The sequence below is a fragment of the Halomonas sp. BDJS001 genome (assembly GCF_026104355.1).
GTDB lineage: Bacteria > Pseudomonadota > Gammaproteobacteria > Pseudomonadales > Halomonadaceae > Vreelandella.
Map to the genome: position 1 here is coordinate 1,357,473 of NZ_CP110535.1, position 25,455 is coordinate 1,382,927.

Consider the following 25,455-nt stretch of genomic DNA (forward strand, 5'->3'; position numbering starts at 1 on the left):
CGTTATAAAGAGCTTAGCTGTTGTGTCAGCGCTTCGGCTTGCGCCTGGGCATTACCAATATAGTTGGCCGGGGAGAGCGCCTTCAACTCAGTTTTGACTTCGCTGGGCAGTTCCAGCGTATCAATAAACGCCGCAAAGCCCTCTTGGTCAATACGTTTGCCACGGGTCAGTTGCTTGAGTTTTTCGTAAGGCTTTTCGATTCCGTAGCGACGCATCACTGTTTGAATCGGCTCGGCAAGCACTTCCCAGCTGTTATCCAGGTCAGCATCTAAGCGCTCGGGGTTCGCTTCCAGCTTGCTAATACCTTTCAAGCTCGCGTGGTAAGCAATCAAACCATAGGCCAAGCCGACACCCAGATTGCGCAGCACGGTGGAGTCGGTGAGGTCACGCTGCCACCGTGAGATGGGTAGTTTCTGGGCGAGGTGGCTAAGGACTGCATTCGCCAAGCCCAGATTGCCTTCGGAGTTCTCGAAATCAATCGGGTTCACTTTATGCGGCATAGTAGAAGAGCCAATTTCGCCCTCTACCGTGCGCTGCTTAAAGTAGCCCAGTGAGATATAGCCCCATACATCGCGATCGAAGTCGATCAGAATCGTATTGAAGCGGCAAATGGCGTCAAACAGTTCGGCGATGTAGTCGTGGGGCTCGATCTGGGTAGTGTAAGGGTTGAATTTTAGCCCTAAACCTTCCACAAAGGTGCGCGCATTGGCTTCCCAGTCGATCTCCGGATAGGTGGTCAGGTGGGCGTTGTAGTTGCCGACGGCACCATTGATCTTACCCAATACTTCCACTGCTTCGATCTGCTTAAGCTGGCGCTTGAGGCGGTACGCCACGTTGGCCATCTCTTTGCCCAGTGTGGTCGGGGTAGCGGTTTGACCGTGAGTACGCGACAGCATCGGTTGGGCGGCGTGGGCAATGGCCAGCTTGGCGATGTCGTCAGCTACTTCGTGCATCGTCGGCAGCATGGCGTTCAGGCCGTCGCTGAGCATTACGCCGTAAGAGAGGTTGTTGATATCTTCACTGGTGCAGGCAAAGTGAATGAATTCGGTGACCGCATGGAGCTCGGCTTGATCGGCAATTTTCTCTTTTAAGAAATACTCCACCGCTTTGACGTCGTGATTGGTGGTGCGCTCGATTTCTTTGATGCGTTCGGCGTCTTCAAGCGAAAACTCACGAATCAACTGCTCTAAAAACGCAGTTGCTTCAGCGGAGAGTCTCGGTACTTCGATGATTTGCGCGTGTTCAGCCAGGCGTTGTAGCCAGCGAACTTCCACAATCACACGAGCGCGGATCAAGCCGAACTCACTGAAGTGTTCACGCAGGGCAGCGGCTTTGCTGGCGTAGCGGCCATCAACGGGGGAGAGGGCGGTTAAAGCAGAGAGTTGCATGGCATCGTTTCCAGGAGGTTCGAAAGAAAATTAGTCGAAAGCAAGTTAATGAATTAGGGAGTGGCCTAGCTGAGGCTGTCCAGCGCCCGGCGTAGCGCTTTGCGCTGGAATACCAGCTTCCAGCGTCGCCCGCCTTGCTGGTGCCACAGTAGCCCAAAGCGAATGCCGGCCATTAAGCAGGCGCGTACACGCTCGGGCATCATGCGGCTCTGCAGTAGCGACGGGTCGCCCTGAACCACAATGCGAGTTTTAAAGGTGGAGATAGTTTCCTGGTACGCTTCCCCCAGGCTGGCGACCACGTTTTCGTGGGTAGTGCCAAAGTGTTCAGCCTGGCCCTGAATGCGGGTTAATTTTTGCCCCAGCGTATCCATCATGTCGTTATTGGTGCGCAGCTTATTCATCAGCATCAGCAGCGAGAAACCGTAACGCAGTACCACCGGGTTTGCCTGTTTGCGACCTACCAAGGCTTCCAGGGTATCCAGGCCTCGGCGCAAGTTGTTGGGGTGCCCACCATAAATTGCTTCAAAGCTTGCAGGATTAGTATCCACGGTGGCTTCAATCAGCGTTTCCCAGGCGCGCGGGTCGACCTGGCCGGTGCGGGCGAGTTCGTCGACCAGACTGGCTGCCTGAAACACGCCCGCCAAAGCAAGTGCTTGACGGGCGACCGGGGAGTCGGGGGCGCGATGAATCGGGGTGGTGGGATTCATGCAGCGGCCTCCGCGGCTCTTTTCCAGGTAGCGCGAATAACGCCACCGCCCAAGCAAATATCGCCATCGTAAAGTACCAGTGACTGGCCTGGGGTAACCGCCCACTGCGGGTCGTCGAACGTCACTTCGACGCCACCGTCGGGTAGCACGCGCATTTCGCAGCCGCAGTCGCTCTGCCGATAGCGGGTCTTAGCGGTAAAGCGCCCCTGCTGAACCGGCGGCTCACCGGCGACCCAGTCCATCGCCTCGGTGGCTAACGTATCGGAGTAGAGCAATTGATCATGCTTACCCTGCACCGCGATCAGCACATTGCGATCAAGATCTTTTGCCGCCACGTACCAGGGCTCTTCCGAGTAGTTGGCCAGTCCGCCAATCCCAAGGCCCTGGCGTTGGCCAAGGGTGTAGTACATCAGTCCCATATGTTGGCCAATCACATCGCCATCCGGCGTTTCAATGGTGCCGGGCTGGGCGGGCAGGTACTGCTGCAGGAAGTCGCGGAAGCGACGTTCACCGATAAAGCAGATGCCCGTGGAGTCCTTTTTCTTGGCGGTAATCAAATCGTGCTGTTCCGCCAAGGCGCGCACGGCAGGTTTTTCCAGCTCACCCACGGGGAACAGTGTGCGTGCAATCGCGGCTTCCGGCACTGCGTGCAGGAAGTAGCTTTGATCTTTATTGCCGTCCAGGCCTTTAAGCAAGCGTGGGCGGCCTTCACGTACGCCGTGACGCACATAGTGGCCGGTGGCGATTTTATCAGCACCCAGCATTTCGGCGTACTCAAGGAACACCTTAAACTTGATCTCCCGGTTGCATAGAATATCCGGGTTGGGCGTACGGCCCGCTTTGTATTCGGCTAAAAAGTGCTCAAAGACATTATCCCAATACTCGGCGGCAAAATTTGCGGTGTGTAGCTTAATGCCGAGCTTTTCGCAGACCGCTTCTGCGTCGGCGAGATCCTCTTTGGCGGTGCAGTACTCGGTGCCGTCGTCTTCATCCCAGTTTTTCATAAACAGGCCTTCCACCTCGTAGCCTTGCTGCATGAGGAGAAGGGCAGAAACGGACGAATCGACGCCGCCGGACATACCGACAATCACTTTGCCGTTAGCGGCCGTGGCGGATGACTCAGTAGTGGCTGAGCCTGACGTAGTTGGATCAGTGGATGACATGGGCATCCTCAGTTGAAGTAGGGTGCAAATAAGCAGTGTGCAGTTGGGCGAAGATTATACACGATGGGGGGTAATGGCTTCGAGTGCTTCACTCGCGAATCACTGATAAGGGATAGCAAGTCCCGCTGAGTGCATCCTCGATACGTTTGAGTACCAGCGGGCTGCGTAGGCGCGCCTGCTGATCAAGCGAGCGTATTTGCTCAATGGTAAGCCAGTGGGTGGCGAAGATATCCGGGTCGAGGGGCAGGTCGAGTTGCTGAAGCGGCTCAGCAATGAACCCATGGCTATGGAAGGTTTCTCCAGTGCTGGTATGAAAAACATATAGGCCCAGATAACCGGTAAGTGATACCTGCCAAGCAGTCTCTTCCACTACCTCGCGCAGAATGGCCGCTACGGGGCCTTCGCCGGGTTCAATATGCCCAGCGGGCTGATTAAACACACTCTGCGGGCCGCCGCGCTGCTCTTCCACCATCAAAAAACGCTCACCCTGCTGAATCACGCAGGCGGCCGTGCTACGAATAAGGCTCATCAGGGTTTCCTGCGCTTTGTGGCGAGCCGTGCGCGCTGTTTTGTCGGCTGAGCGACTCGCTGGTTTGGGGCCGTTTTAGCAGGCTGGGGCGCGTGCAAGGTCTCTTTTCGCCATTCGCCAGGGGCTAGACCATCCAGCCGCCAGGAACCAATGGCCACACGAATCAAACGCAGTGTTGGAAAGCCAACGTGGGCGGTCATGCGGCGCACTTGGCGGTTACGGCCTTCGCTGATGGTTAGCTCCAGCCAGCTAGTCGACGGATGGCGTTTGGGGTCGATGACGGGTTGGCGCGGCGCAATCGTCGGGGGGAGTATTCGGCGTGCCTTGGCTGGCTGCGTTGGGCCATCTTTCAGTGTCACCCCTTGACGCAGCGCTTTCAGCGCTGCATCACTAATCTCACCTTCCACCTGAGCCCAGTAGGTTTTGGGCTGTTTGTAACGCGGGTGAGTGATACGGTGAATCAATTCGCCGTCATCGCTGAGTAGTAGCAGACCTTCCGAGTCGTAATCAAGGCGTCCGGCGGCGTACACACCCGGCACAGTAATGACATCGGCTAATGTGGCACGCGCCTGTTTGTCGGTAAACTGAGAGAGCATACGATAGGGTTTATGCAGTAAATATAAAGTACTCATGATCTCTTTATGGGGTTGTCCTTGATTTGTCGACAATCTCTCATGCGATTAAAATGCTGCGCTGGTATACTTTTCAAACATCGTTTCAACAGCTATCCCAGTAACCAGCTCAACAACCACCGATCAATAACTTAGAAAGCCAAATAAAACGGCCCCGCCTGCTTCGCGGCATGGTCTCTCGTTAAATGAGTCGCGTTGCTCAGGGGCTTTATAATCACAGCGATAGAAAAAGAGGTTAACGCAAAATGTCCAAAACGCCGAAGATCATTTACACGCTCACCGACGAGGCGCCTGCGCTCGCAACATACTCTTTGCTACCGATTATTGACGCCTTCACCGACGCTGCAGGTATCGAAGTGGAAACCCGGGATATCTCCCTGGCGGCTCGTGTCCTCGCTCTATTTCCTGATTACTTGACGGAAGATCAGCGCGTTGAGGATCACTTGGCTGAGTTGGGTGCCCTGGCCAAGGAGCCGGAAGCCAACATCATCAAACTTCCCAATATCAGCGCTTCCATGCCGCAGTTGCGGGCAGTGATTAAAGAGCTGCAAGAGCAGGGCTACCCACTGCCGGAATATCCTGACGAGCCAAGCAGTGACGAAGAGAAAGAGATCAAAGCGCGCTACGATAAAGTCAAAGGCAGTGCGGTTAACCCAGTGTTGCGCGAAGGTAACTCTGACCGTCGTGCGCCGAAGGCCGTCAAAGAGTACGCGCGCAAGTATCCTCACTCGATGGGTGAGTGGAGTCAGGCCTCGCGTAGCCACGTTTCCCACATGCATAAGGGCGATTTCTACGACGGTGAAAAGTCGATAACGCTGGATCGTGCGCGCAATGTGAAGATGGAACTGATCACCAAGAGCGGCCAGACCCAGGTGCTCAAACCAAATATCCCGCTACTCGAAGGCGAGATCATCGATAGCATGTTCATGAGCAAAAAAGCTTTGCTCGAGTTCTACGAAAAGGAAATAGAAGACGCGCGTAAATCTGGCGTTATGTTTTCGTTGCACGTAAAAGCGACGATGATGAAGGTTTCACACCCGATTGTGTTTGGCCACTGTATCAAGATTTTTTACAAAGACGCCTTTGAGAAACACGGTGAGTTGTTCAAAGAGCTGGGGGTCGACGTCAATAATGGCATCGCCAATCTCTACGAGAAGATCGAGACGTTGTCAGAATCACAGCGCGATGAAATCATCAGCGACTTGCACGCCTGCCATGAAAAGCGTCCAGAGTTGGCGATGGTGGATTCGGCTCGCGGTATTACCAACTTCCACTCGCCCAGCGATGTGATTGTGGATGCTTCGATGCCGGCGATGATTCGTGCCGGGGGCAAGATGTATGGTGGTGACGGTCGTCTTAAGGACGTTAAGGCCGTTATGCCCGAGTCCACATTCGCGCGTATTTATCAGGAAATGATCAATTTCTGTAAATGGCACGGTGCCTTTGATCCAGCGACCATGGGCACCGTACCTAACGTTGGTTTGATGGCGCAAAAAGCCGAAGAGTACGGCTCCCACGACAAGACCTTTGAAATTCCGGAAGATGGTGTTGCCAATATCACCGACCTGGACACGGGTGAGGTGCTGTTGACGCAGAACGTGGAGCAGGGCGATATTTGGCGGATGTGCCAGGTCAAGGACGCGCCAATTCGCGACTGGGTCAAGTTGGCAGTAGAGCGCTGCCGTGATTCTGGTATGCCGACGGTGTTCTGGCTCGACCCATACCGCCCGCATGAGAACGAGCTGATCAAAAAGGTCAAAACGTACCTCAAGGATCACGACACTGACGGGCTTGAAATCCATATCATGTCTCAGGTTCGGGCAATGCGTTACACCCTGGAGCGTGTGATTCGTGGCCTCGATACCATCTCGGTGACGGGTAACATCCTGCGCGATTACCTGACGGATCTGTTCCCGATTCTTGAACTGGGCACCAGTGCCAAGATGCTTTCCATCGTTCCTCTGATGGATGGCGGCGGTCTGTTTGAAACTGGTGCTGGTGGTTCCGCACCCAAGCACGTTCAGCAACTGTTGGAAGAGAATCACCTGCGCTGGGACAGCCTTGGCGAGTTCCTGGCACTGGTAGCCTCTTTGGAACACCTGGCTAAACGCTTTGGCAACGAGCGTGCTAAGCTGCTGGCAAAAGCACTCGATGAAGCGAATGGCAAGTTCCTCGAAAGCAACAAGTCACCTTCACGTAAAGTGGGTGAGCTGGACAACCGAGGCAGTCATTTCTACCTGGCGCTATACTGGGCAGAAGCGTTGGCCGCGCAAGATCAAGACGCTGAACTGAAAACGCGCTTTGCCCGCCTTGTAGAAACGCTGAAAGCCAATGAAGCGACTATCATTGATGAGCTTAATAGCGTTCAAGGGCAGCCTGTAGATCTTAAAGGCTATTATCACCCGAACGGCGAATTGGCTAGCCAGGTCATGCGTCCGAGCAAAACGCTCAATGAAGCGCTTGCGATGGTGGCAAACGACTAACCTGGCAAGAAAGGCGTTTCACAAGCACTCTGCGCGGCCCTTGGGCGAGGCGCATGAAAACGCTGTGATATCCCTCGCTCACCCTGGTGGGCGAGGGTTTTTTGTCTTATTGAATGTGTTAATTTTGTACTTTCCATGAACCCTTGCTGATCGGCAGCGTCTGAAGGTAGACAACATCCTTTAGATTTTCATCGGTCAGTGTTGAGACAGCCAATCGTGTTGCTTATGCCCAACCAAAATAGACCATGCTTGGCCCTGCGACCCGTACTTGCGGGGATGACACGGCCAAATATGCCTGATGAAGATGGCGATATAGCGGTGCAGTCAGCAGAACCGGCGCTGGCACAACCGCCGCTTTATAAGGTAGTACTGCACAATGACGACTACACGCCTATGGAATTTGTCATTGAAGTGCTGCAAGATTTTTTTAATATGGATAGTGAGACGGCCGTTCAGGTCATGCTCGCTGTACATACCCAAGGAAAGGGCACTTGTGGCGTGTTTACGCGCGATATAGCTGAAACCAAAAGCTATCAGGTCAATGAATATGCCCGTGAGTGTGAGCACCCGTTGATAAGTGATATTGAGGCCGCCAATTAGAAACGTTGAGAAATAATTGGCGGTGAGGCTTGCAACCGTGCCATTTGTACCCGATGTTGAGAGTGCCGGTCGATTAAACTGATCCGACGCAAGCCCTAGGTGGTTATACGCCCTAGGTAGTAGCGAAAAGGGGACTGCCATGCTGAGCAAAGAACTTGAAATGACCCTGAACACGGCCTTCACCGTGGCGCGTTCAAAGCGCCATGAGTTTATGACCGTTGAGCACCTGCTGCTAGCGTTGCTAGATAATGCCTCAGCGGTAGACGTACTGAAGGCCTGCGGGGCGAACCTCGACAAGCTGCGGTCCGATCTGCAGGATTTTATTAACTCGACTACGCCACTGATCCCAGAAGGCCAGGGTGATCGCGAGACCCAGCCGACGCTCGGTTTTCAGCGTGTTTTACAGCGGGCGGTCTTCCACGTTCAGTCTTCTGGTAAAAGCGAAGTGTCTGGCGCCAATGTGCTGGTGGCTATTTTCTCCGAACAAGAGAGCCAGGCGGTTTACTTCCTTAAGCAACAGAGCGTTGCACGGGTAGATGCGGTCAATTATATCGCCCACGGCATCTCCAAAGTGGCTGGTCACGGGCCTTCTCCCGCCCCCTCTTCATCAGAGAGTGAAGACGCGGAAGAGGGCGGCAATGAGGGTGCTGCGCACCCGCTCACGGGCTACGCTACCAACCTGAATGAACAGGCGCGGCTGGGTAAAATTGATCCGCTGATTGGCCGCGACCACGAGCTTGAGCGCGTGGTACAAATTCTGGCTCGTCGGCGCAAAAACAACCCGTTGTTAGTCGGTGAGGCGGGTGTAGGTAAAACCGCCGTGGCCGAAGGTCTTGCCAAGCGTATCGTCGAAGAAGACGTTCCCGATGTTATTGCCGATGCAGTGGTCTACTCGCTGGATATGGGCGCGCTACTGGCCGGTACCAAGTACCGTGGTGATTTTGAAAAGCGCCTCAAGAGTCTGCTGAGCGAACTACGCAAACAGCCTAATGCGGTGCTATTCATCGATGAGATTCACACGGTGATTGGCGCAGGCGCCGCGTCTGGCGGCGTGATGGATGCGTCCAACCTGCTCAAGCCCCTGCTCTCTTCGGGCGAGCTGCGCTGCATTGGCTCAACTACCTTCCAAGAGTTCCGTGGCATCTTTGAGAAAGATCGCGCCCTGGCGCGGCGCTTCCAGAAAGTGGATGTGATGGCGCCGTCGGTTGACGATACTATCAAGATTCTCAAAGGGTTGCGTTCACGCTTTGAAGAGCACCACGAACTGAAGTATACCGATGGTGCGCTTGAGAGCGCGGCACGTTTGGCGGATCGTTACATCAATGACCGCTTCCTGCCCGACAAAGCGATTGATGTGATTGACGAGGCGGGGGCTCACCAGCGACTGTTGCCACCCGAAGTTCGTGCCAAGACCATCGATGTCGAGCAAGTGGAAGCCGTAGTGGCATCGATTGCGCGTATTCCGCCGAAGAGTGTATCGAGCTCTGACCGCAAGCTGCTTGAGAAACTTGATCGTGACCTGAAAATGCTGGTGTTCGGCCAGGATGAGGCAATCGATAGTCTCTCCGCGGCTATTAAACTCTCCCGGGCCGGGCTTAAATCCCCCGATAAGCCCGTGGGTAGCTTCCTGTTTGCAGGACCTACCGGTGTGGGTAAGACGGAAGTGGCCAAACAGCTTGCGCATATCATGGGCATCGAGCTGGTGCGCTTTGATATGTCCGAGTATATGGAGCGTCACACCGTATCGCGCCTGATTGGTGCGCCTCCGGGCTACGTCGGGTACGATCAGGGTGGCCTGCTGACCGAAGCGGTGACCAAGCAGCCGCACTGCGTACTGCTATTGGATGAGATTGAGAAAGCCCACCCGGAAGTCTTTAACCTGCTGCTGCAGGTCATGGATCACGGTCGTTTAACGGATAATAATGGCCGCGAAGCGGACTTCCGCCACGTTATTCTGATTATGACCTCTAACGCCGGGGCTGAGCAGGCGTCGCGCCGCTCCATTGGCTTCCAGCATCAAGACCACTCCACCGATGCCATGGAAGTAATTCGCCGCACGTTCTCACCGGAATTCCGCAACCGTTTGGATGGCATCATTCAGTTCCATGCGCTACCGGTTTCGGTGGTACGGAATGTCGTCGACAAGTTCTTGATCGAACTGCAGGCGCAGCTGGATGAGAAACGTGTTCAGCTGGATGTGGACGATATGGCGCGGGATTGGCTGGCCGATAAAGGCTATGATCCTGATATGGGGGCACGGCCAATGGCACGCCTCATTCAAGAGAAGCTGAAAAAGCCACTAGCCGAGATGATTCTGTTTGGCGAGTTGGCAGACCAGGGCGGCATTGTTCATGTCAGCCTGGAAGAGGGCGAGTTGCACCTTTCCACTGAGACTGAAATGGCAGATGCGCCCTGAAAAGGGCGCTAAGCCGCATTGACGCCAATGATCTAGATTGCACAAAAACGCAGCGCCCTGTCCTTGACGGGGCGTTGTCGTTCTTAGTCAGCCGTCATCAACCCGCTGAGGGCTTAGCGCGAACGGTATACGATGCGGCCTTTGGACAGGTCGTACGGTGTCAGCTCTACTTTTACCTTGTCGCCGGTCAGAATGCGGATATAGTTTTTGCGCATTTTGCCAGAGATGTGAGCGGTAACGACGTGACCGTTTTCCAGCTCAACTCGAAACATGGTGTTCGGAAGGGTATCGACGATAACGCCTTCCATTTCAATATGATCTTCGCGTGCCATATAGGCATGTCCTCACTTATGAGTTAGTGATGTAATAACCGGTCAAAAATTGAGTGCCGCTAGGTGGACGCTCAAGAAACAGCGCTATATTGTGCCGCAAGCCCGCCGTCAAGGCAAAAAAGCTCGTGGGTTTAGCGAATTAACGGCCGCCAGTGGCGCCCATCGAGGATTTCCAACGGCGCAAAAGCCTGCTTGTAGCGCATCTTACGGCACTCTTCGATCCAATACCCTAAATAAAGGTGCGGCAGCGCTTTTTCTCGGCTGAGTTCAATAAGCTGTAGAATAGCAAAAGTGCCTAGTGAGCGTTTATCCAGTGCCTCGCTAACGGCAAAAAAGGTATAGATTGCCGAGAGGCCATGTTCGAGTTGATCGAAGGCAGCGACCCCGACCAGTTCGTCGTCGAGATACATCTCCATCAGATGGGCATAGGGCTCATCTAGGGTGAGAAAGGTGCGGTACTGCTCCCGACTGGGGGGGTACATGTCGCCGTCGGCATGGCGCTGGCGAATATAATTAGCGTAAAGCGAGTAGTGACTGGATGCAAAGTGAGCAGGCACAACACGCACGCTGATGTCGGCATTGCGGCGCCAGATTTTACGCTGAGTGCGGTTAGCCGCAAACTGTTCAACCGGTATGCGCACCGAGCGGCAGGCGTTGCAGCCCTCACAGTGAGGGCGGTAAAGGTGTCGTCCACTGCGACGAAACCCTAACAGCGCCAGCGAGTCATAGACACCCGGGACGGGTGACTCCTGAGGGTCGAGAAACAGCGTTGTCGCTTCCCTGCCGGGTAAATAGCTACAGGCATGCGGTACGGTAAGGAAGAAACGTAGATCCCGTACCGGCCGACGCGGAGTGTTACTACTCACGGCCCGCCTCCTCGTTGTAAAAAAATGGTTGGAACAGAATAAGTTCGTCCTTATGGTTCATCACTACGCATTACCCTCGGTGGCAATCGCCTCAAGCCAGAGCGATGCAGGAACAGTGGGTGTTTCAGTGGGTGACGCGGTAAACGTAAATGCCTTATCGGGTAACCAGTTTTTAAGATAGTTGATGAATGCTTCGCGGGCGACTGTAATAGCGCCCAGGCTTGCTAGATGGGGCGTATGCATTTGGCAGTCGATGAGCTTGCCGCCATTCTCACGCATGGCTCTGGCGAGGTGGGCCAGGGCCACCTTTGAGGCATCCGGGGCGCGGGAGAACATCGACTCACCAAAAAATACCGGTCCCATGGCGACGCCGTACAGTCCCCCTGCCAATTGCCCGTGTTGATGGACTTCTATGCTATGGGCAATACCCAGGGCGTGCAGCAGGCTGTAGGCATCACGCATCTCTTCAGTGATCCAGGTACCGGCCTCGTTACCACGTGGAGCGGCGCAGGCTTGAATCACCTGATCGAAGTGTTGATCCAGGGTGATATGAAAGCCACCATGGCGTAATCGTTTGGTGAGGCTACGGCGCTGCTTAAATTGCTCAGGTAGGAGTATCATGCGCGGATCTGGGCTCCACCACAGAATGGGGTCGTCGTCGCTGAACCAGGGAAATATGCCCTGCCGGTAGGCTTCTACCAACCAAGCGGGGGAGAGCTCTCCACCCGCGGCCAGCAGGCCATTGGGAGAGAGCAGGGCCGCCTGAGTAGGTGGAAAGTTAGGATGTGGCGAGGAAAGCCAAGGTAGCATTACTTGCTCCTGTTACGACGTTCTTGTACTGAGCGCTTTACAATAGCCTCTGTGACGGCGGAAGGATGCTCGGTATCATGCAAACTCGCAAGTGGATTAAAGACGCCATTGAGGTGTAAAGGGAGAGTCGCTTGAAAGTGAATAAAGCAGTCAACAAGCGAACGCAGCGTAGCGCGCGTCAAACACCATCATCGGCTTCATCTGCGCGCGTTAGCGCCGCAAAGGATAAGGCTCGTCGTTTTGGCCTGCGCTTACAAGGCTCCGTGCGCGAAGGCGTCGTGGTGATTCTGCTGGCGCTGTGTGTTTTCTTATTATTAGCGTTGTTTAGTTACCAACCTTCTGATCCCGGCTGGTCGTATCAGGGCCCTGAGACAGAGGTAGGTAACTGGATGGGGCAAGTGGGCGCTTGGCTGGCCGACGTCCTCTATTCTCTATTGGGCGCCAGTGCTTTGTGGTGGCCGGGTATGTTCGGCTTTGCCGCCTGGTGGTTGATTCGCTCACGCCAGGTGCGTTTTGAGCTCGACCCGGTGGCCATAGCGGTACACGCGGGTGGCTTGGTGCTGCTTATTTTCGGTACCACCATGCTGGGAGCGCTGCACTTCTATCACCCGGACAGCATTCTCCCCTATGCCTCCGGCGGTATTTTGGGCGAAGGCTTGGTTGGGGCATTAAGGCCTCTGGTGGGTAGTGGTGGCGTTGGCTTGATTGCTGCGGCGCTCATTTTAAGCGGCTTTCCGCTGTTTAGTGGTATGTCATGGCTGCAGGTGGCCGATGAGCTCGGCAAGCGTCTATGTCGCCTGGGTAGCTGGTTGTCGGCACGTCGGCAAACACGCCGTATGCGCGCCGCTCAGCGTGCGGCTGCTAAAGCCGCCAAGCAGCCAACGCCCAGGCCCCAAGTGCCTGAATCTGACGCTACGTCGTCAGTAGCGCCTGAGGCTGCACCTGCTGAGACGAAGCTTGCAGCAGAGCCGGTAGGCAAAAGCCCCAGCGGTCGCGAACGCCGTGAGCCAGGCTTCTCTGTGCCACTTTCCAGCAGCGAGGCGAGCAGCGCTTCAGACACGATGCCTTCAAATAGCCGCGAGACAACGGATACCTCGATTCCCTGGGAAGCCGCGGCGTTTTCGAGCAATAAGCACGTGCCTGCTAAAACCCCCGCGCCTATCTCATCGACACCTACTGCGGAGCCGACGGTTACAGCCCCGCCATTGACGCCAGCGGCAAAAACCGCAGAAGAGAAGGACGCTGCGGCACCGCCCGCGCCGCGGGAAAACGCTTTTGTCCAGGCTGAGATAACGTCGAAAGCGCCGGAGGCTCAAACACCTGCGTCGGATGATGCGTCTCAGGAAACCGAAACTTCCTTCCCGCTGCGCGCGACTCGTGAGGAGGCGTCCCCAGCACCTGCCACGAGTAACTTCTTTGTCCGCGACGAGCCGCCCGCCGAGAAAGAGCCTGTTCACGCCGCGCCCACTGAACGTCGCAGTGAGCCATCACTCACCGCTGACCCCGGCAGCCAAACTGAGCCACGTGTCGGAGAGCCACATATCGGTGAAGCTGATGCTTCCTGGAGCCCAGAGCGCGTCACCGCGCCTGAGCCTTTGCGTAAACCTGAACGTGTCGCCGAGGTGGTTCCTGAGCCCGTTTGGGACGATGAAGAGATGGATGATGAACTGTATGCGCAGGAGCGTGATAGCGAAGCTCGCTCAATTTCACCCATGCCATCCCCAGCGGCGCGCCAGGAACCCAGCTTCACGCCCGAAGAGAGCGCCCCAGAAGCCGATGAAGGCCCCGCGTTATGGACCGTGGAGCATTTGCAGAGCCAGCGGCCAGCCTTTGAAACGCTTGATGAGCCCGAAGGCGAGGTGCCAAGCCTGCAGTTGCTGACACCCGCAGAGCCGCATCAGCCCAATTATAGTGACGAGCAGTTAGCCGATATGGCCGAGTTGCTTGAAGTGCGCCTGCGCGAATACGGCGTGAAAGCGGAAGTCGTGGATACCTGGCCAGGGCCAGTGATCACCCGCTTTGAGATCAAGCCGGCTGCGGGTGTCAAAGTGTCTAAAATCAGTAACCTCGCCAAAGACCTGGCGCGCTCACTGATGGTGAAAAGCGTGCGGGTGGTCGAGGTGATTCCCGGGCGCCCTACGGTGGGCATTGAAATTCCCAACCCCAATCGCGCCATGATCCGCCTGCGCGAAGTGATCGATTCTGACCGCTATCAGCAGGAGTCCTCACCGCTCACCATGGCGCTAGGCCAGGATATTGGCGGCAGCCCCGTGGTCGCCAACCTGGGCAAGATGCCCCACCTGTTAGTGGCGGGAACCACAGGCTCCGGTAAGTCGGTGGGTGTGAACGCCATGCTGATCTCGATGCTGCTCAAGGCTAAGCCTAGCGAGCTGAAGCTGATCATGGTCGACCCGAAAATGTTGGAACTGTCGGTGTATGACGGCATTCCCCACCTGCTGGCGCCTGTGGTCACTGATATGAAAGAGGCGGCCAACAGCTTGCGCTGGTGTGTGGCCGAGATGGAGCGCCGCTACAAGTTAATGGCGGCCATGGGGGTGCGTAACATCGCGGGCTTCAATGGCCGCCTGGATGAAGCCGAGCGCGCCGGGGCTCAAGTGGCAGACCCGCTCTGGGAGCCGCAGCCCTGGGAAGTGCACCAGCCCCATCCGGTATTGGAGAAATTGCCCTACATCGTCGTGGTGATCGACGAGTTTGCCGATATGTTTATGATTGTCGGTAAAAAGGTCGAAGAGCTGATTGCGCGCCTGGCACAAAAGGCCCGCGCCGCGGGTATCCATTTGATTTTGGCGACTCAGCGTCCCTCTGTGGATGTGGTGACGGGCTTGATTAAAGCCAACATTCCATCAAGGATGGCGTTTCAGGTCTCATCCAGAATTGATTCGCGCACCATTCTCGACCAGGGCGGCGCTGAGAGCCTGCTGGGCCATGGCGATATGCTCTATCTGCCCGCGGGCTCAGGGCCGCCTAACCGCATCCACGGTGCCTTTGTGGACGATGACGAAGTGCACAGGGTGGTCGATGACTGGAAGCGCCGTGGTTCTCCTGAGTATATCGAGGAGATTCTCTCTGGTGGTGTCTCTGCCGATGCCTTAACCGGCCTTGAGGCTGAAGGCGTGGATGGCGACGATGCGGAGCAGGACGCACTCTACGATGAGGCCGTTCAGTTCGTCACTGAAACGCGCAAAGCCTCGATTTCCGCCGTGCAGCGGCGCTTTAAAATTGGCTATAACCGGGCTGCTCGTCTGGTTGAGGCCATGGAGGGCGCCGGTGTAGTGACCTCTATGGGCTCTAACGGTGCCCGTGAAGTGCTTGCGCCGCCCCCGGTGGGGCACTAACCGCGCACAATTATGCAATAAGCGTGGAAGTAGCGCCGCAGGTGAAACCCTGCGGCGTTTTTCGCGTCTTAACGACACATGGACGGTTAAGCCGACCTCACTGCCTGATGTTTGAGCAATAGTTTTGAGCACCCGTTTTGAGCAGTAGTTTTGAACAACAGTTATTTGGCAACGGTTGCCTAGGGAGATCATATGCGCGATACGCAAACAAAACGTCCGTCATCAATCGGTGCGCCACAACTGGCCTTTGCGGCCAGCGCCTTGGGGTTAACATTTGGTGCTCCCGCTTGGGCAGAGGAGGCTGCCGAACGTTTGACCGAGCGGCTGGATCCGCTTGAGCGCTATCAAGCAAATTTCGAGCAGCAAATCCTGGATGGCAGCGGCGAACGGATGCAGAGCGCGCGTGGCGAGATGTGGTTGTCCCGCCCGGGTATGCTGCGTTGGGTGGTGGAGGCACCTTACAGTCAAACCGTGGTCTCCGACGGCGATGATGTGTACATGTACGATCCCGATCTTGAGCAGGTCACCGTTCAAGAGATGGATGATCGGGTCACCCATACACCCGCATTATTGCTGTCGGGAAGCGCAAACGATTTAACCGAAAGCTATGAGGTGTTCTACGAGCAGGAAGGGGGAGAAGATGTCTTTACCCTGGTGCCCATCTCTGCGGATACGCTGTTTGAAGAGTTGAGCATGGTCTTTGAAGGCGAAACGTTAACCGAACTATGGATGATGGACAGCACCGGCCAGCGCACCTCGATTACCTTTAGCAACATTACCCTCAATGGCGATATTGCCCGGGACATGTTTGATTTTGAGATCCCTGAAGGTGCCGATGTAATTCGTGAAGAGCTTTAGGGGTTAATCGTAAGGAGTGAGGGGGGAAGGGTTGGAGTGCCCCCGATTTAGTAGACTGCCACTGTGTTAACCATCAGGCGCCTTAGGGCGCCTGATCTGCTTCCTGGTCAAGATTTTCTCGCCACGCCATTATTTCCCCAAAGCGCTTCTCCTGACCGATGGTGCTCGGCTTGAAAAAGTCGGCCTTAGGCAGCTCTTCAGGCCAGCAGTCGTGGGCGCTGCCCGCTGGATAGCCGTCTGGTTCGTTGTGCGCATAACGATAGCCTTCGCCATGACCCAACTGCTCCATCAGCTTAGTGGGGGCGTTGCGCAGGTAAGTGGGCACTTCCACCTGGGGCTGCTGGCGCACGTACTGCTTGGCTTCACTCCAGGCGCGGTCAATGCGGTTGCTCTTGGGCGCCACTGCTAAATGAATCGCCGCATGGGCAATCGCCCGTTGGCCTTCGTAATCACCCAAGCGCAGATAGGCATCCCACGCCGCAATCACCAGCGGTAGGGCGCGGGGATCGGCGTTGCCGACATCCTCTGAGGCAATCGCGGTCAGCCTGCGTACCACGTCAAGCGGGTCACCGCCGCCCTGTATAAAGCGGGCCATATACAGCAAGGCCGCATTGGGGCGTGAAGAGCGTATCGACTTATGAATGGCCGAAAGCAGGTCGTAATAGGCATCGCCCTGCTTATCGAAGGCGCTTGCCTGATGGCCGATCACATCGGCGAGCACTTCTTTATGCAGCACTTCGCGATCCGCTTCCTGAGTAGCGAAATCGCAGGCGGTTTCCAGTAAACCCAACGCCCGACGTGCATCGCCAGCGCTGCGCGGGCCAGTGCGGTTAATACGTCGTCATCCACCTGAATATCACGCTTGCCCAGCCCTCGCTCTTCGTCGCTTAGCGCCTGGCGCATTACCGTGATCAGCTCTTCCTGGGTGAGCGATTTCAGCACGTAAACCCGCGCACGGGAGAGGAGCGCCGAATTGACTTCGAAGGAGGGATTTTCGGTGGTAGCACCAATCAGCGTCAACAGTCCCGACTCCACATGGGGCAGCAAAGCGTCCTGTTGACTCTTGTTCAGGCGGTGAATCTCATCTAAAAAGAGGATAACCGTGGAGGACATTTGTTGGGCGCGCTCCACCACGGCGCGAATCTCTTTTACGCCAGCCATCACCGCGCTGAGGTGTTCTAGATGTGCTTGGGAAGCTCTGGCTAACAGCTCAGCCAGCGTGGTTTTGCCAACCCCTGGTGGCCCCCATAAAATCATTGAGCGCACTACGCCCGATTCCGCCATGCGGCGGAGAGGTTTATCTGGCCCTACCAGTGCCTGTTGGCCGACGTAATCCTCCAGCTGGCGTGGACGCATACGAAAGGCTAAGGGGGCATCGTCAGCGGGTATTGCCTGAGCGCTATCGAAAAGATCCATGTAAGCTTCCGTTATAAATCAGTACGTTGAGCAACAAATTGCCAACAAGTATGGGTGGTAAATCGCGTCTTGGCGAACTACCTTTGGCGTAACCTATCAGAAAGATACACTTGCTAGGATAACGCTAGAGGGGCATTGTTTATGATAACCCCACGCGCTTATGATCGCATGCCGTCAATTATCCAGGCTTCGACGGTAGGCATGACATAATAAAGGAGACAGTTCGATGTTAAACCAACTGCGTCTAGATCATGCCAACATGGCGAGACTACTCCATGTACTGCAGCTCAAGCAGAAAACCCTTGTCCAGGGTGAGCGCCCCAACTTTCAGCTGATGCGTGAGGTTGTCGACTATATTTTGTCCTACATGGATGGTTTCGCAGCGCCGCTGGAGCGTGTATGTGTCGAACGGCTGCAAACCCAGGCGCCGGAACACATAGCGCTGACCGAGCAGATGGCGAGTGACTATCGTGAGTTAAAGCCACGGCTTCAGCGCCTTTCCAACGATATCGATATGATCCTAATGGATAACATCCTACCGATGGATCGTTTTGCCGATGACTTGAAAGACTATTTGGAAGCGCACCGTGCCTATCTGCGTCACGAACGGGAGGGGCTATTCCCGCTGATTGATGAGCACTTCAGTCCTGACGACATGGAAGAGCTTCGTCAGGCGCTCCCTGAAGGTGCGGAGCAGGAGTTAGAGCGCCTGCAGCAAGCCTACCCCGAACTCTACGCCGAGCTGCGTGGAGCCGACGTGCCCGGGGTATAGCGATAGCAGCTAACCGCCACCCATAACGGCAATCGATAAAATCACGGAGCATGCTAAACTAGCGGCTCCGTTTTTTTCAGGCAGAGCCATGATAGGCAGAGTCAGGGTAGGCCCCGTGTTAATTTTTGATTCCGGTGTCGGCGGCCTGTCAGTGGCGCAGTCGCTGCGCCAACACTACCCTGATGCTGCCCTGTGCTATGCCTGCGACAATGCCTGGTTACCCTATGGGTTGCGCGAAGACGCTGCCCTGACCGAGCGTATTGTAGCGGTGTGTTGCGCCGCGGTGGCAGCATGTAATCCCAGTGTGTTGGTCGTCGCCTGCAATACCGCGAGTACTCTGGCGCTGGAAAATTTGCGCGCGCAGTTAGCGATCCCTGTCGTCGGTACCGTGCCCGCTATCAAACCTGCCGCAGCAATCAGTCAAACACGTCATATTGGGCTGTTAGCCACTAAGGCTACGGTAGGGAGACCCTACACCCAGCGTTTAATAGATAGCTTTGCCAGCGACTGTGTTATTACCCGTGTCGCCGCCGATGCTTTGGTGGTCGAAGCGGAAGCATACTTGGCTGGTGTCACCCCCAATATTAATCGTATGCAGTTGGCGCTGGCGCCGTTATGGCACGCCGTTGCACCTCCATCGTCTGCGCATTGTTTATCGTCTGATCATCAGGCGCTGGATACCCCAGAGCTAGATACCCCAGAGCTAGATACAGTGGTACTGGGCTGCACTCACTTTCCGCTGCTAAAGCCATGGCTAACGCAGTTGGCTCCCGTGCCGCTACATTGGGTCGACTCCGGCGATGCCATTGCCCGGCGGGTTGGGCAAGTTGTCGCTGAGCTAAACAGCGATCAGCATGACGGTCGCTGCTTTACAACTGCCCCTGCCGCCAACCTGACCGTTGGTTTGGCTCGCTATGGGTTTAGGGCACCCCAATTGCTTAGCGTGGGCTGCTGAACACTATTTACTACTCTTATTGCTGATCGAATTATTCAAAGGAGCAGCCTTGGCTATCCCCGTTGTAGAACCTGAACGTTACGCTGAACAGCTTGCCGTTAAATGTGACTACCTGGAGAGTACTTTTGCTGCTTTTCAGCCGCCGGCGTTAGAGGTGTTTGAATCGCCGCCGGGCTACTACCGTCAGCGCTGCGAGTTTCGCATATGGCATGAAGAGGACGACCTCTTCTACGCTATGTTCGAGGTAGACCCTGAGAGCCCGAAGAACAAGCGGGTGATTCGGTTAGATCAGTACGCAGTCGCCAGTGAACGCATCAATCAGCTAATGCCGCAGCTGCGTGAGGCCTGCCTGCGCTCTGACGAGCTGCGTCGGCGGCTGTTTCAGGTGGAGTTTTTAACCACGCTATCGGGGGAGGCGCTGGTAACGCTGATTTACCACCGTCCGTTAGGCGTGGAGTGGGAGCGCGAAGCCCGTGCTCTGGAAGTTGAGCTAGGCATTATGATTATTGGCCGCTCCCGCAAGCAGCGCATCGTGCTGAGCCGTGATCACGTATGGGAACGCCTTGAAGTAGATGGCCGCACGCTGCACTACCAGCAGGTAGAAAACAGCTTTACCCAGCCCAATGCCCACATCTGCCAAAAAATGCTCAGTTGGGCGCGGGAAGTGACCGCTGGTCATCAACAGGCGGATTTGGTCGAACTCTACTGCGGTAACGGCAATTTCACCATTGCCCTGGCGGATAACTTCCGCCGCGTGTTGGCTACCGAAATCTCTCGCACCTCGGTGGCCAGTGCCAACGTCAACCTGGAAGCTAATGGGGTAACCAACGCCCAGATTGGGCGCATGTCAGCCGAGGAGTTTTCTCAGGCGCTGAAGGGCGAAAAAGCCGGGCGGCGCGTGGCGGAAATGGCCTTGGAAGAGTACGATTTTTCTACCGTGCTGGTCGATCCGCCGCGTGCCGGTTTAGACGCGCAGAGCTGTGAGCAACTCAGCGAGTACGCTCAGATCGTCTATATTTCATGCAATCCAGCCACGTTAGCTGAAAACTTGACCATACTGACCCATACCCATCGGATAGAGCGCTTTGCGCTATTTGACCAGTTTCCGTTTACCAACCACTGTGAGTGTGGAGTGCTGTTAACGCGGCGCTAGGCGGGGGTGAAAAATACGAGTCAGCATACGACCTAATGCGTAAACGGTATGTGCCATGAACAACACGTCAGGTGATTAGGGACGCGACGATAGGTAGCGTAAGCTAGCCGTTATGTTGGCCTAAAGGCCTATTGTCCTTCGTTTTTTGGCCGTTTAATGGCCCAGGCAGTCGAGGTGATGGATGCACTACGTTGCGATTGAAGAGAGTCGACAAGATCTTTTGAAGCAGCTCCATGAGCGGCTACACGCGAGGTTAGACCCCGCTCGCGCCGCCACGGTGGATGCTTTTGCTCGGCACTTTTATGCCACCGTGCCGGTGGAAGACCTAGTGGATCGTCGCCTGGACGATCTGTATGGCGCAACGCTGTCGGTCTGGCAGTTTTTGCAGCATCATGACCCGCGAAGCCCCAAAGTACGGGTATTTAACCCGGATTTTGAAGAGCACGGCTGGCAGTCGACGCATACCTTTGTCGCCGTTCTCCACGAAGATATGCCGTTTTTGGTCGACTCGGTGCGTATCGAGCTCAACCGCCGCGGCTTGACCGTGCACGCCATTCAAAACGCCGTCCTGGCGGTCGCCCGTGATGAGCGCCATCAGTTACAGGCGCTGGCCTCGCCCAGGGCAGAAAACGCGCCAGAAGCGCGCGAATCGCTCATTGTCATCGAAGTAGACCGGCACACTGATGTGGCGTTGCTGGAAAAAATCGAAAGCAATCTCAATGACGTGCTTCGCGATGTACGTACCGCCGTGGGTGATTTCGACGCCATGTGTTCGCAAATCACCGCATCGATTCAAGAACTCGAGAAAAACTGCCCGCCGCAGATTGACCCAGATGACCACGAAGAGGCGATTGCCTTTTTGGAGTGGATGCTCAAGGATAACTTTACGTTCCTGGGCTATGACGAGTATCTGCTCGAAGGTGGCGAGTTAAAGCGTGACGCGGATAGCGTGCTGGGCGTGTTCCGCCTGGATCAGCCGCGCTACTGCGAGCGGATTCGCACCGAGGAGGGAGTGGATGAGCACAATGATTATGTGCTGGTGCCCCAGCTACTCTCGTTTGCCAAAAGCGCCCACCACTCCCGGGTACACCGCCCTACCTACCCTGACTACATCACCGTTGACCGTTACGACGATGACGGCAATGTAATTGGTGAGCGGCGCTTCTTTGGGTTGTTTACCTCCACAGTGTATAACGAGTCGCCGCGTAATATTCCGCTGCTGCGCCGCAAACTCAAAGCCGTCATGGATATCGCTGGGTTTAATCCCCAGGGCCACAACGGCAAGCAGCTGTTACAGGTGTTGGAAGTCTACCCCCGGGATGATCTGTTCCAGATCGATACCGAGTCATTGGCCAGTACAGCGTTGGGTATTCTCAATATCCGCGAGCGCCGCCAGGTGCGGCTGTTTATCCGCGCGGATATCAGCGGTAAGTTCTACTCTTGCCTGGTATTTGTACCCCGCGACGTGTTCTCCACGGATCTGCGCCAGCGGATTCAAAACGTGCTCTGCGACGAGTTAGACGCCCACTTTGGCGACTTCAATACCTATTTATCCGAGTCGGTGCTGGCGCGTATTCAGTTGATTCTACGCTTTAATGGCGACGCACCCAGCGACTACGACCTCAAGCGTTTGGAGAGCAAAGTGTCGCGGCTGGCGCGCAGTTGGCGCGACGAGCTGCAGAACGCCATGATCGAAGGCTTCGGTGAAGAGCGCGCCAACAACCTGATGGATCAGTTCCGCGAGGCGTTCTCGGCCAGCTACCGTGAAGACTTCTCCGCCCGCACCGCGGTATTCGATGTTCAGCACCTGCTGACACTGGATAGCGAGAACGACCTCTCGCTGTCGCTCTATCGGCCACTGGAAGAGCAGGGTGGCGGCGTTAACCTGAAACTGTTCCACCGTGAATCGCAGATACCGCTCTCTGACGTGCTGCCGATGATGGAGAATCTCGGCCTGCGCGTGATCGGTGAGCGCCCCTACGATATTAACGCCCCTGAACAGCGCTACTGGATTCACGATTTCGAGCTTGAGCACAGCGGTGCGGATGTCAGTCTGGGCGATATGCGCGACGTATTCACCGAAGCCTTTAAGCGCATCTGGACCGGCGAAGCCGACAACGATGCGTTTAACCGCTTGATAATCGGTGCGGGACTGGATTGGCGTGAAGTGGCCATGCTGCGCGGTTACGCCCGCTATCTCAAGCAGATCCGCTTCGGCATGTCTCAGGACTATATTGCCGCCACGCTGGCCAACTACCCGGCCATTACTCGCGAGCTGGTTGAACTCTTCAGGCTGCGTTTTGACCCTGAGCAGCAGAGCCACGCCACCGACGAGTGCATCGCCAGCTTAAATGAGCGCTTGGAAGGGGTAGCCAGCCTTAACGACGATCAGCTGCTGCGACGCTTTATGGAGCTGATTCTCGCCACTCTGCGTACCAACTACTACCAGCTTGCTGAGGGTGGGCGCTTTAAAGATTACATCGCCTACAAGCTTGAACCCTCCAAAGTCACCGGTATGCCCAAACCGCGGCCGATGTTTGAAATTTTTGTCTGCTCGCCGCGTGTGGAAGGTGTCCACCTGCGTGGCGGCAAAGTGGCCCGCGGTGGCCTGCGCTGGTCGGATCGTTTTGAAGATTACCGCACCGAAGTGCTGGGGCTGGTGAAAGCACAGCAGGTGAAGAATGCCGTGATTGTGCCGGTCGGTGCCAAGGGCGGTTTTGTGTGTAAACGCATGCCGGAGAATGCCAGCCGTGATGTTGTCCAGAAAGAGGGCATCGCCTGCTACCAAATCTTTATCCGCGCGCTGCTGGATGTTACCGATAATCTGGTAGGTAGCGATGTGGTGCCGCCGGAAAACGTTGTTCGTCACGATGAAGACGATGCTTACCTCGTCGTAGCCGCCGACAAAGGCACCGCTACCTTCTCGGATATCGCCAACGAAATTTCTATTGAGTATGGCCACTGGCTGGGCGATGCCTTTGCCTCAGGCGGTGCTAATGGCTACGACCATAAGAAAATGGGGATCACCGCACGGGGTGCCTGGGAGTCGGTTAAACGCCACTTCAAGAATCTCGATGTGGATACCCAGCGCGATCTGTTTAGCGTGGTGGGGATCGGCGATATGGCCGGCGATGTGTTTGGTAACGGCATGCTGCTCTCCGACAAGATTCAGCTGGTGGGCGCCTTCAATCACCTGCATATCTTTGTCGACCCCAACCCGGATGCAGAGGCTTCCTTTGCCGAGCGCAAGCGATTGTTTGCATTGCCGCGCTCCAGCTGGGAAGACTACAGCCAGGAACTGATCTCCGCCGGTGGCGGCATCTTCAACCGTAGCGCCAAGTCGATTGCCATCACGCCTGAGATGCAGCAGGTCTTTGGTATCAAAGAGGAGCGCCTGTCGCCTAATGAACTGATCCGCGCCATGCTCAAATCCAAGGTGGACTTGATCTGGAATGGCGGTATCGGTACCTACGTGAAGGGCTCCGACGAAACCGACGCCGATGTGGGTGATAAAGCCAACGATACCCTGCGCATCAACGGCAATGACTTGAACTGCCGGGTGGTGGGTGAGGGGGGTAACCTTGGTTTGACCCAGCGCGGACGCATGGAAGCCGCTGCCAAGGGCGTACGCGTTTACACCGATTTTATTGATAACGCGGGCGGGGTGAACTGCTCTGACCACGAGGTCAATATCAAGATCCTGATCGATGAAGTGGTCAAGCGCGGCGATATGACCGACAAGCAGCGTAATCAGCTGCTGGCGGAAATGACCGACGAGGTGGGGGATCTGGTCATCCTGGATAACTACCGCCAAAGTCAGGCGCTGGATCTGTCGGCCATCCTTTCCGATTATTCGATGGGGCCTTATCGCCGTTTTATCAGCGAACTGGAAGCATCCGGGCAAATTGATCGCGAGCTGGAGTTCCTACCCACCGATGAGGTGCTCAAAGAGCGCACCAGCAACGGGCAAGGGATGCGCCTTCCGGAGCTGTCGGTACTGATCTCCTACGCCAAGAGCACCTTGAAAGGTGACTTGATCACCTCTGACGTACCGGACGATCAATATATTCACCGTCACCTGGAGCGGCTGTTCCCATCAGTGCTGGTCGAGCGCTTTAAAGATGAGATGTACGAGCACCGTCTTAAGCGTGAAATCGTCGCCACTCAGGTCGCCAACGACCTGGTTGACCATATGGGGATCGTCTTTGTTCGCCGCCTGATGGACTCCACCGGCGCAGGGCGCGCGGATATCGCGCGAGCCTACATTGTGGCCCGGGATAGCTTTAACTTGCCTAGCCTCTGGGCGCAGATTGAAGCCCTCGATAATCTGGTGCCCAACCGCATTCAATACTCAATGATGCTCGATCTGATGCGCTTGATCCGCCGAGCCACACGCTGGTTTGTGCGTCAACACCTGGGGCTCTCGACCCAGGACACCATTGAGTACTTTGCTCCCCGCTTGGCGCAGTTGCAGGAAGGCATTGGTGAGCTACTCAGTGGTGAAGAGCTTAGCGCCTGGGATAGCCGCCGTGACGAACTGCTGGAAGCGGGGGTGCCCGAGGCCCTGGCATCGACTGTTGCGGCGTCATCGAGCCTTTACGCCGGGCTGGGTATTATCCAAGCGGCGCGCCTGACCAATGAAAAACCCCAGCGGGTAGCGGAAGTGCTGTACGAAATTGGCAGCCGTCTGGAATTACCGTGGATGATTCAGCAGGTAACCCAGCTGGAAGTACGTGACGCCTGGCAGGCTCAGGCGCGGGAAACCTTCCGTGACGATATCGAGCGTCAGCAGCTTGCACTGACCACCAGCGTGCTGAAGCTCGACGCGGGAAGCCGCGATACCCAGGAGCGGGTGGCGCAGTGGCTGGATCAGCACGCCGATCTGCATCGTCGCTGGTGTCGCCTTATCGAAGAGGTGCGTGGCGGCAGTGAAGGTGGCTTTGCCCTGTTTGCGGTTGCGGTACGCGAGCTGGTGGATCTTGCCGAGAGCGATAGCGAGGCGTAAACGCTTTTCCAGCC

17 protein-coding genes and 1 pseudogene are annotated in these 25,455 nt (G+C 55.9%); 9 read left to right on the forward strand and 9 right to left on the reverse strand.

The features are described from left to right. Positions 1 to 2: 2 nt before the first annotated feature. From purB to OM794_RS06275, 5 genes are all read right to left on the reverse strand, one after another. The gene (gene purB, locus OM794_RS06255) at positions 3 to 1,388 is read right to left on the reverse strand and encodes an adenylosuccinate lyase (protein ID WP_226248656.1); all 1,386 of its coding nucleotides are present in this window, start codon (positions 1,386 to 1,388) and stop codon (positions 3 to 5) included. A 65-nt stretch (positions 1,389 to 1,453) separates the two neighbouring features. Next, positions 1,454 to 2,095, reverse strand: a complete 642-nt coding sequence (gene hflD, locus OM794_RS06260; RefSeq protein ID WP_226248662.1) for a high frequency lysogenization protein HflD — start codon at positions 2,093 to 2,095, stop codon at positions 1,454 to 1,456. Then, positions 2,092 to 3,264 carry a tRNA 2-thiouridine(34) synthase MnmA gene (gene mnmA / locus OM794_RS06265; protein ID WP_226248663.1) on the reverse strand — a complete coding sequence of 391 codons (1,173 nt, stop codon included), beginning with the start codon at positions 3,262 to 3,264 and terminating at the stop codon, positions 2,092 to 2,094. The genes hflD and mnmA overlap by 4 nt, the downstream gene beginning before the upstream one ends. 82 nt (positions 3,265 to 3,346) lie before the next feature. Further along, complete coding sequence (locus OM794_RS06270; RefSeq protein ID WP_088701117.1) at positions 3,347 to 3,787, reverse strand: NUDIX hydrolase; 441 nt, start codon at positions 3,785 to 3,787, stop codon at positions 3,347 to 3,349. Next, positions 3,787 to 4,419 (reverse strand): pseudouridine synthase, encoded by a 633-nt coding sequence (locus OM794_RS06275; RefSeq protein ID WP_226248665.1) that lies wholly within the window; start codon positions 4,417 to 4,419, stop codon positions 3,787 to 3,789. The genes OM794_RS06270 and OM794_RS06275 overlap by 1 nt, the downstream gene beginning before the upstream one ends. Before the next feature lie 245 nt (positions 4,420 to 4,664). On the opposite strand from OM794_RS06275, the gene OM794_RS06280 reads away from it, so the two are divergent. The 3 genes from OM794_RS06280 to clpA all read left to right on the forward strand — a co-directional run bounded on the left by OM794_RS06280 (position 4,665) and on the right by clpA (position 9,918). Further along, positions 4,665 to 6,902: an NADP-dependent isocitrate dehydrogenase gene (locus tag OM794_RS06280; RefSeq protein WP_226248667.1), complete on the forward strand. Its 2,238-nt coding sequence runs from the start codon at positions 4,665 to 4,667 to the stop codon at positions 6,900 to 6,902. 291 nt (positions 6,903 to 7,193) lie between these two features. Next, complete coding sequence (clpS, locus tag OM794_RS06285) at positions 7,194 to 7,502, forward strand: ATP-dependent Clp protease adapter ClpS (protein WP_035538640.1); 309 nt, start codon at positions 7,194 to 7,196, stop codon at positions 7,500 to 7,502. A gap of 139 nt (positions 7,503 to 7,641) precedes the next feature. Next, positions 7,642 to 9,918 (forward strand): ATP-dependent Clp protease ATP-binding subunit ClpA, encoded by a 2,277-nt coding sequence (clpA, locus tag OM794_RS06290; RefSeq protein WP_088701121.1) that lies wholly within the window; start codon positions 7,642 to 7,644, stop codon positions 9,916 to 9,918. A 113-nt stretch (positions 9,919 to 10,031) separates the two neighbouring features. Here the strand turns inward: clpA and infA are convergent, their stop codons facing one another. The 3 genes from infA to aat form a co-directional block, all read right to left on the reverse strand. Then, positions 10,032 to 10,250, reverse strand: coding sequence for a translation initiation factor IF-1 (infA, locus tag OM794_RS06295; protein WP_007111068.1), 219 nt, complete (start codon positions 10,248 to 10,250; stop codon positions 10,032 to 10,034). Positions 10,251 to 10,381: 131 nt separating this feature from the next. Continuing rightward, positions 10,382 to 11,116: an arginyltransferase gene (locus OM794_RS06300; protein ID WP_144810180.1), complete on the reverse strand. Its 735-nt coding sequence runs from the start codon at positions 11,114 to 11,116 to the stop codon at positions 10,382 to 10,384. Positions 11,117 to 11,179: 63 nt separating this feature from the next. Beyond that, complete coding sequence (aat, locus tag OM794_RS06305) at positions 11,180 to 11,926, reverse strand: leucyl/phenylalanyl-tRNA--protein transferase (RefSeq protein WP_226248676.1); 747 nt, start codon at positions 11,924 to 11,926, stop codon at positions 11,180 to 11,182. 131 nt (positions 11,927 to 12,057) lie between these two features. Between aat and OM794_RS06310 the strand changes: the two genes are divergently transcribed. Both OM794_RS06310 and lolA read left to right on the forward strand, forming a co-directional pair. Continuing rightward, positions 12,058 to 15,282, forward strand: coding sequence for a DNA translocase FtsK (locus OM794_RS06310; RefSeq protein WP_226248686.1), 3,225 nt, complete (start codon positions 12,058 to 12,060; stop codon positions 15,280 to 15,282). 192 nt (positions 15,283 to 15,474) lie between these two features. Continuing rightward, complete coding sequence (lolA, locus tag OM794_RS06315; RefSeq protein WP_226248688.1) at positions 15,475 to 16,140, forward strand: outer membrane lipoprotein chaperone LolA; 666 nt, start codon at positions 15,475 to 15,477, stop codon at positions 16,138 to 16,140. An 82-nt stretch (positions 16,141 to 16,222) separates the two neighbouring features. Here the strand turns inward: lolA and OM794_RS06320 are convergent. Next, positions 16,223 to 17,556 (reverse strand): annotated as a pseudogene (locus tag OM794_RS06320) (replication-associated recombination protein A). 226 nt (positions 17,557 to 17,782) lie between these two features. Here OM794_RS06320 and OM794_RS06325 point away from each other — a divergent pair. From OM794_RS06325 to OM794_RS06340, 4 genes are all read left to right on the forward strand, one after another. Then, on the forward strand, positions 17,783 to 18,328 hold the full coding sequence (locus tag OM794_RS06325; protein WP_226248696.1) for a hemerythrin domain-containing protein: 546 nt from the start codon (positions 17,783 to 17,785) through the stop codon (positions 18,326 to 18,328). Between the two features lie 88 nt (positions 18,329 to 18,416). After that, complete coding sequence (locus tag OM794_RS06330; RefSeq protein WP_226248704.1) at positions 18,417 to 19,283, forward strand: aspartate/glutamate racemase family protein; 867 nt, start codon at positions 18,417 to 18,419, stop codon at positions 19,281 to 19,283. 49 nt (positions 19,284 to 19,332) lie between these two features. Continuing rightward, entirely contained in the window at positions 19,333 to 20,436 is a 1,104-nt protein-coding gene (trmA, locus tag OM794_RS06335; protein WP_226248711.1) for a tRNA (uridine(54)-C5)-methyltransferase TrmA, read from the forward strand. 181 nt (positions 20,437 to 20,617) lie between these two features. Then, positions 20,618 to 25,441 (forward strand): NAD-glutamate dehydrogenase, encoded by a 4,824-nt coding sequence (locus OM794_RS06340; RefSeq protein WP_226248713.1) that lies wholly within the window; start codon positions 20,618 to 20,620, stop codon positions 25,439 to 25,441. Positions 25,442 to 25,455: the final 14 nt, after the last annotated feature.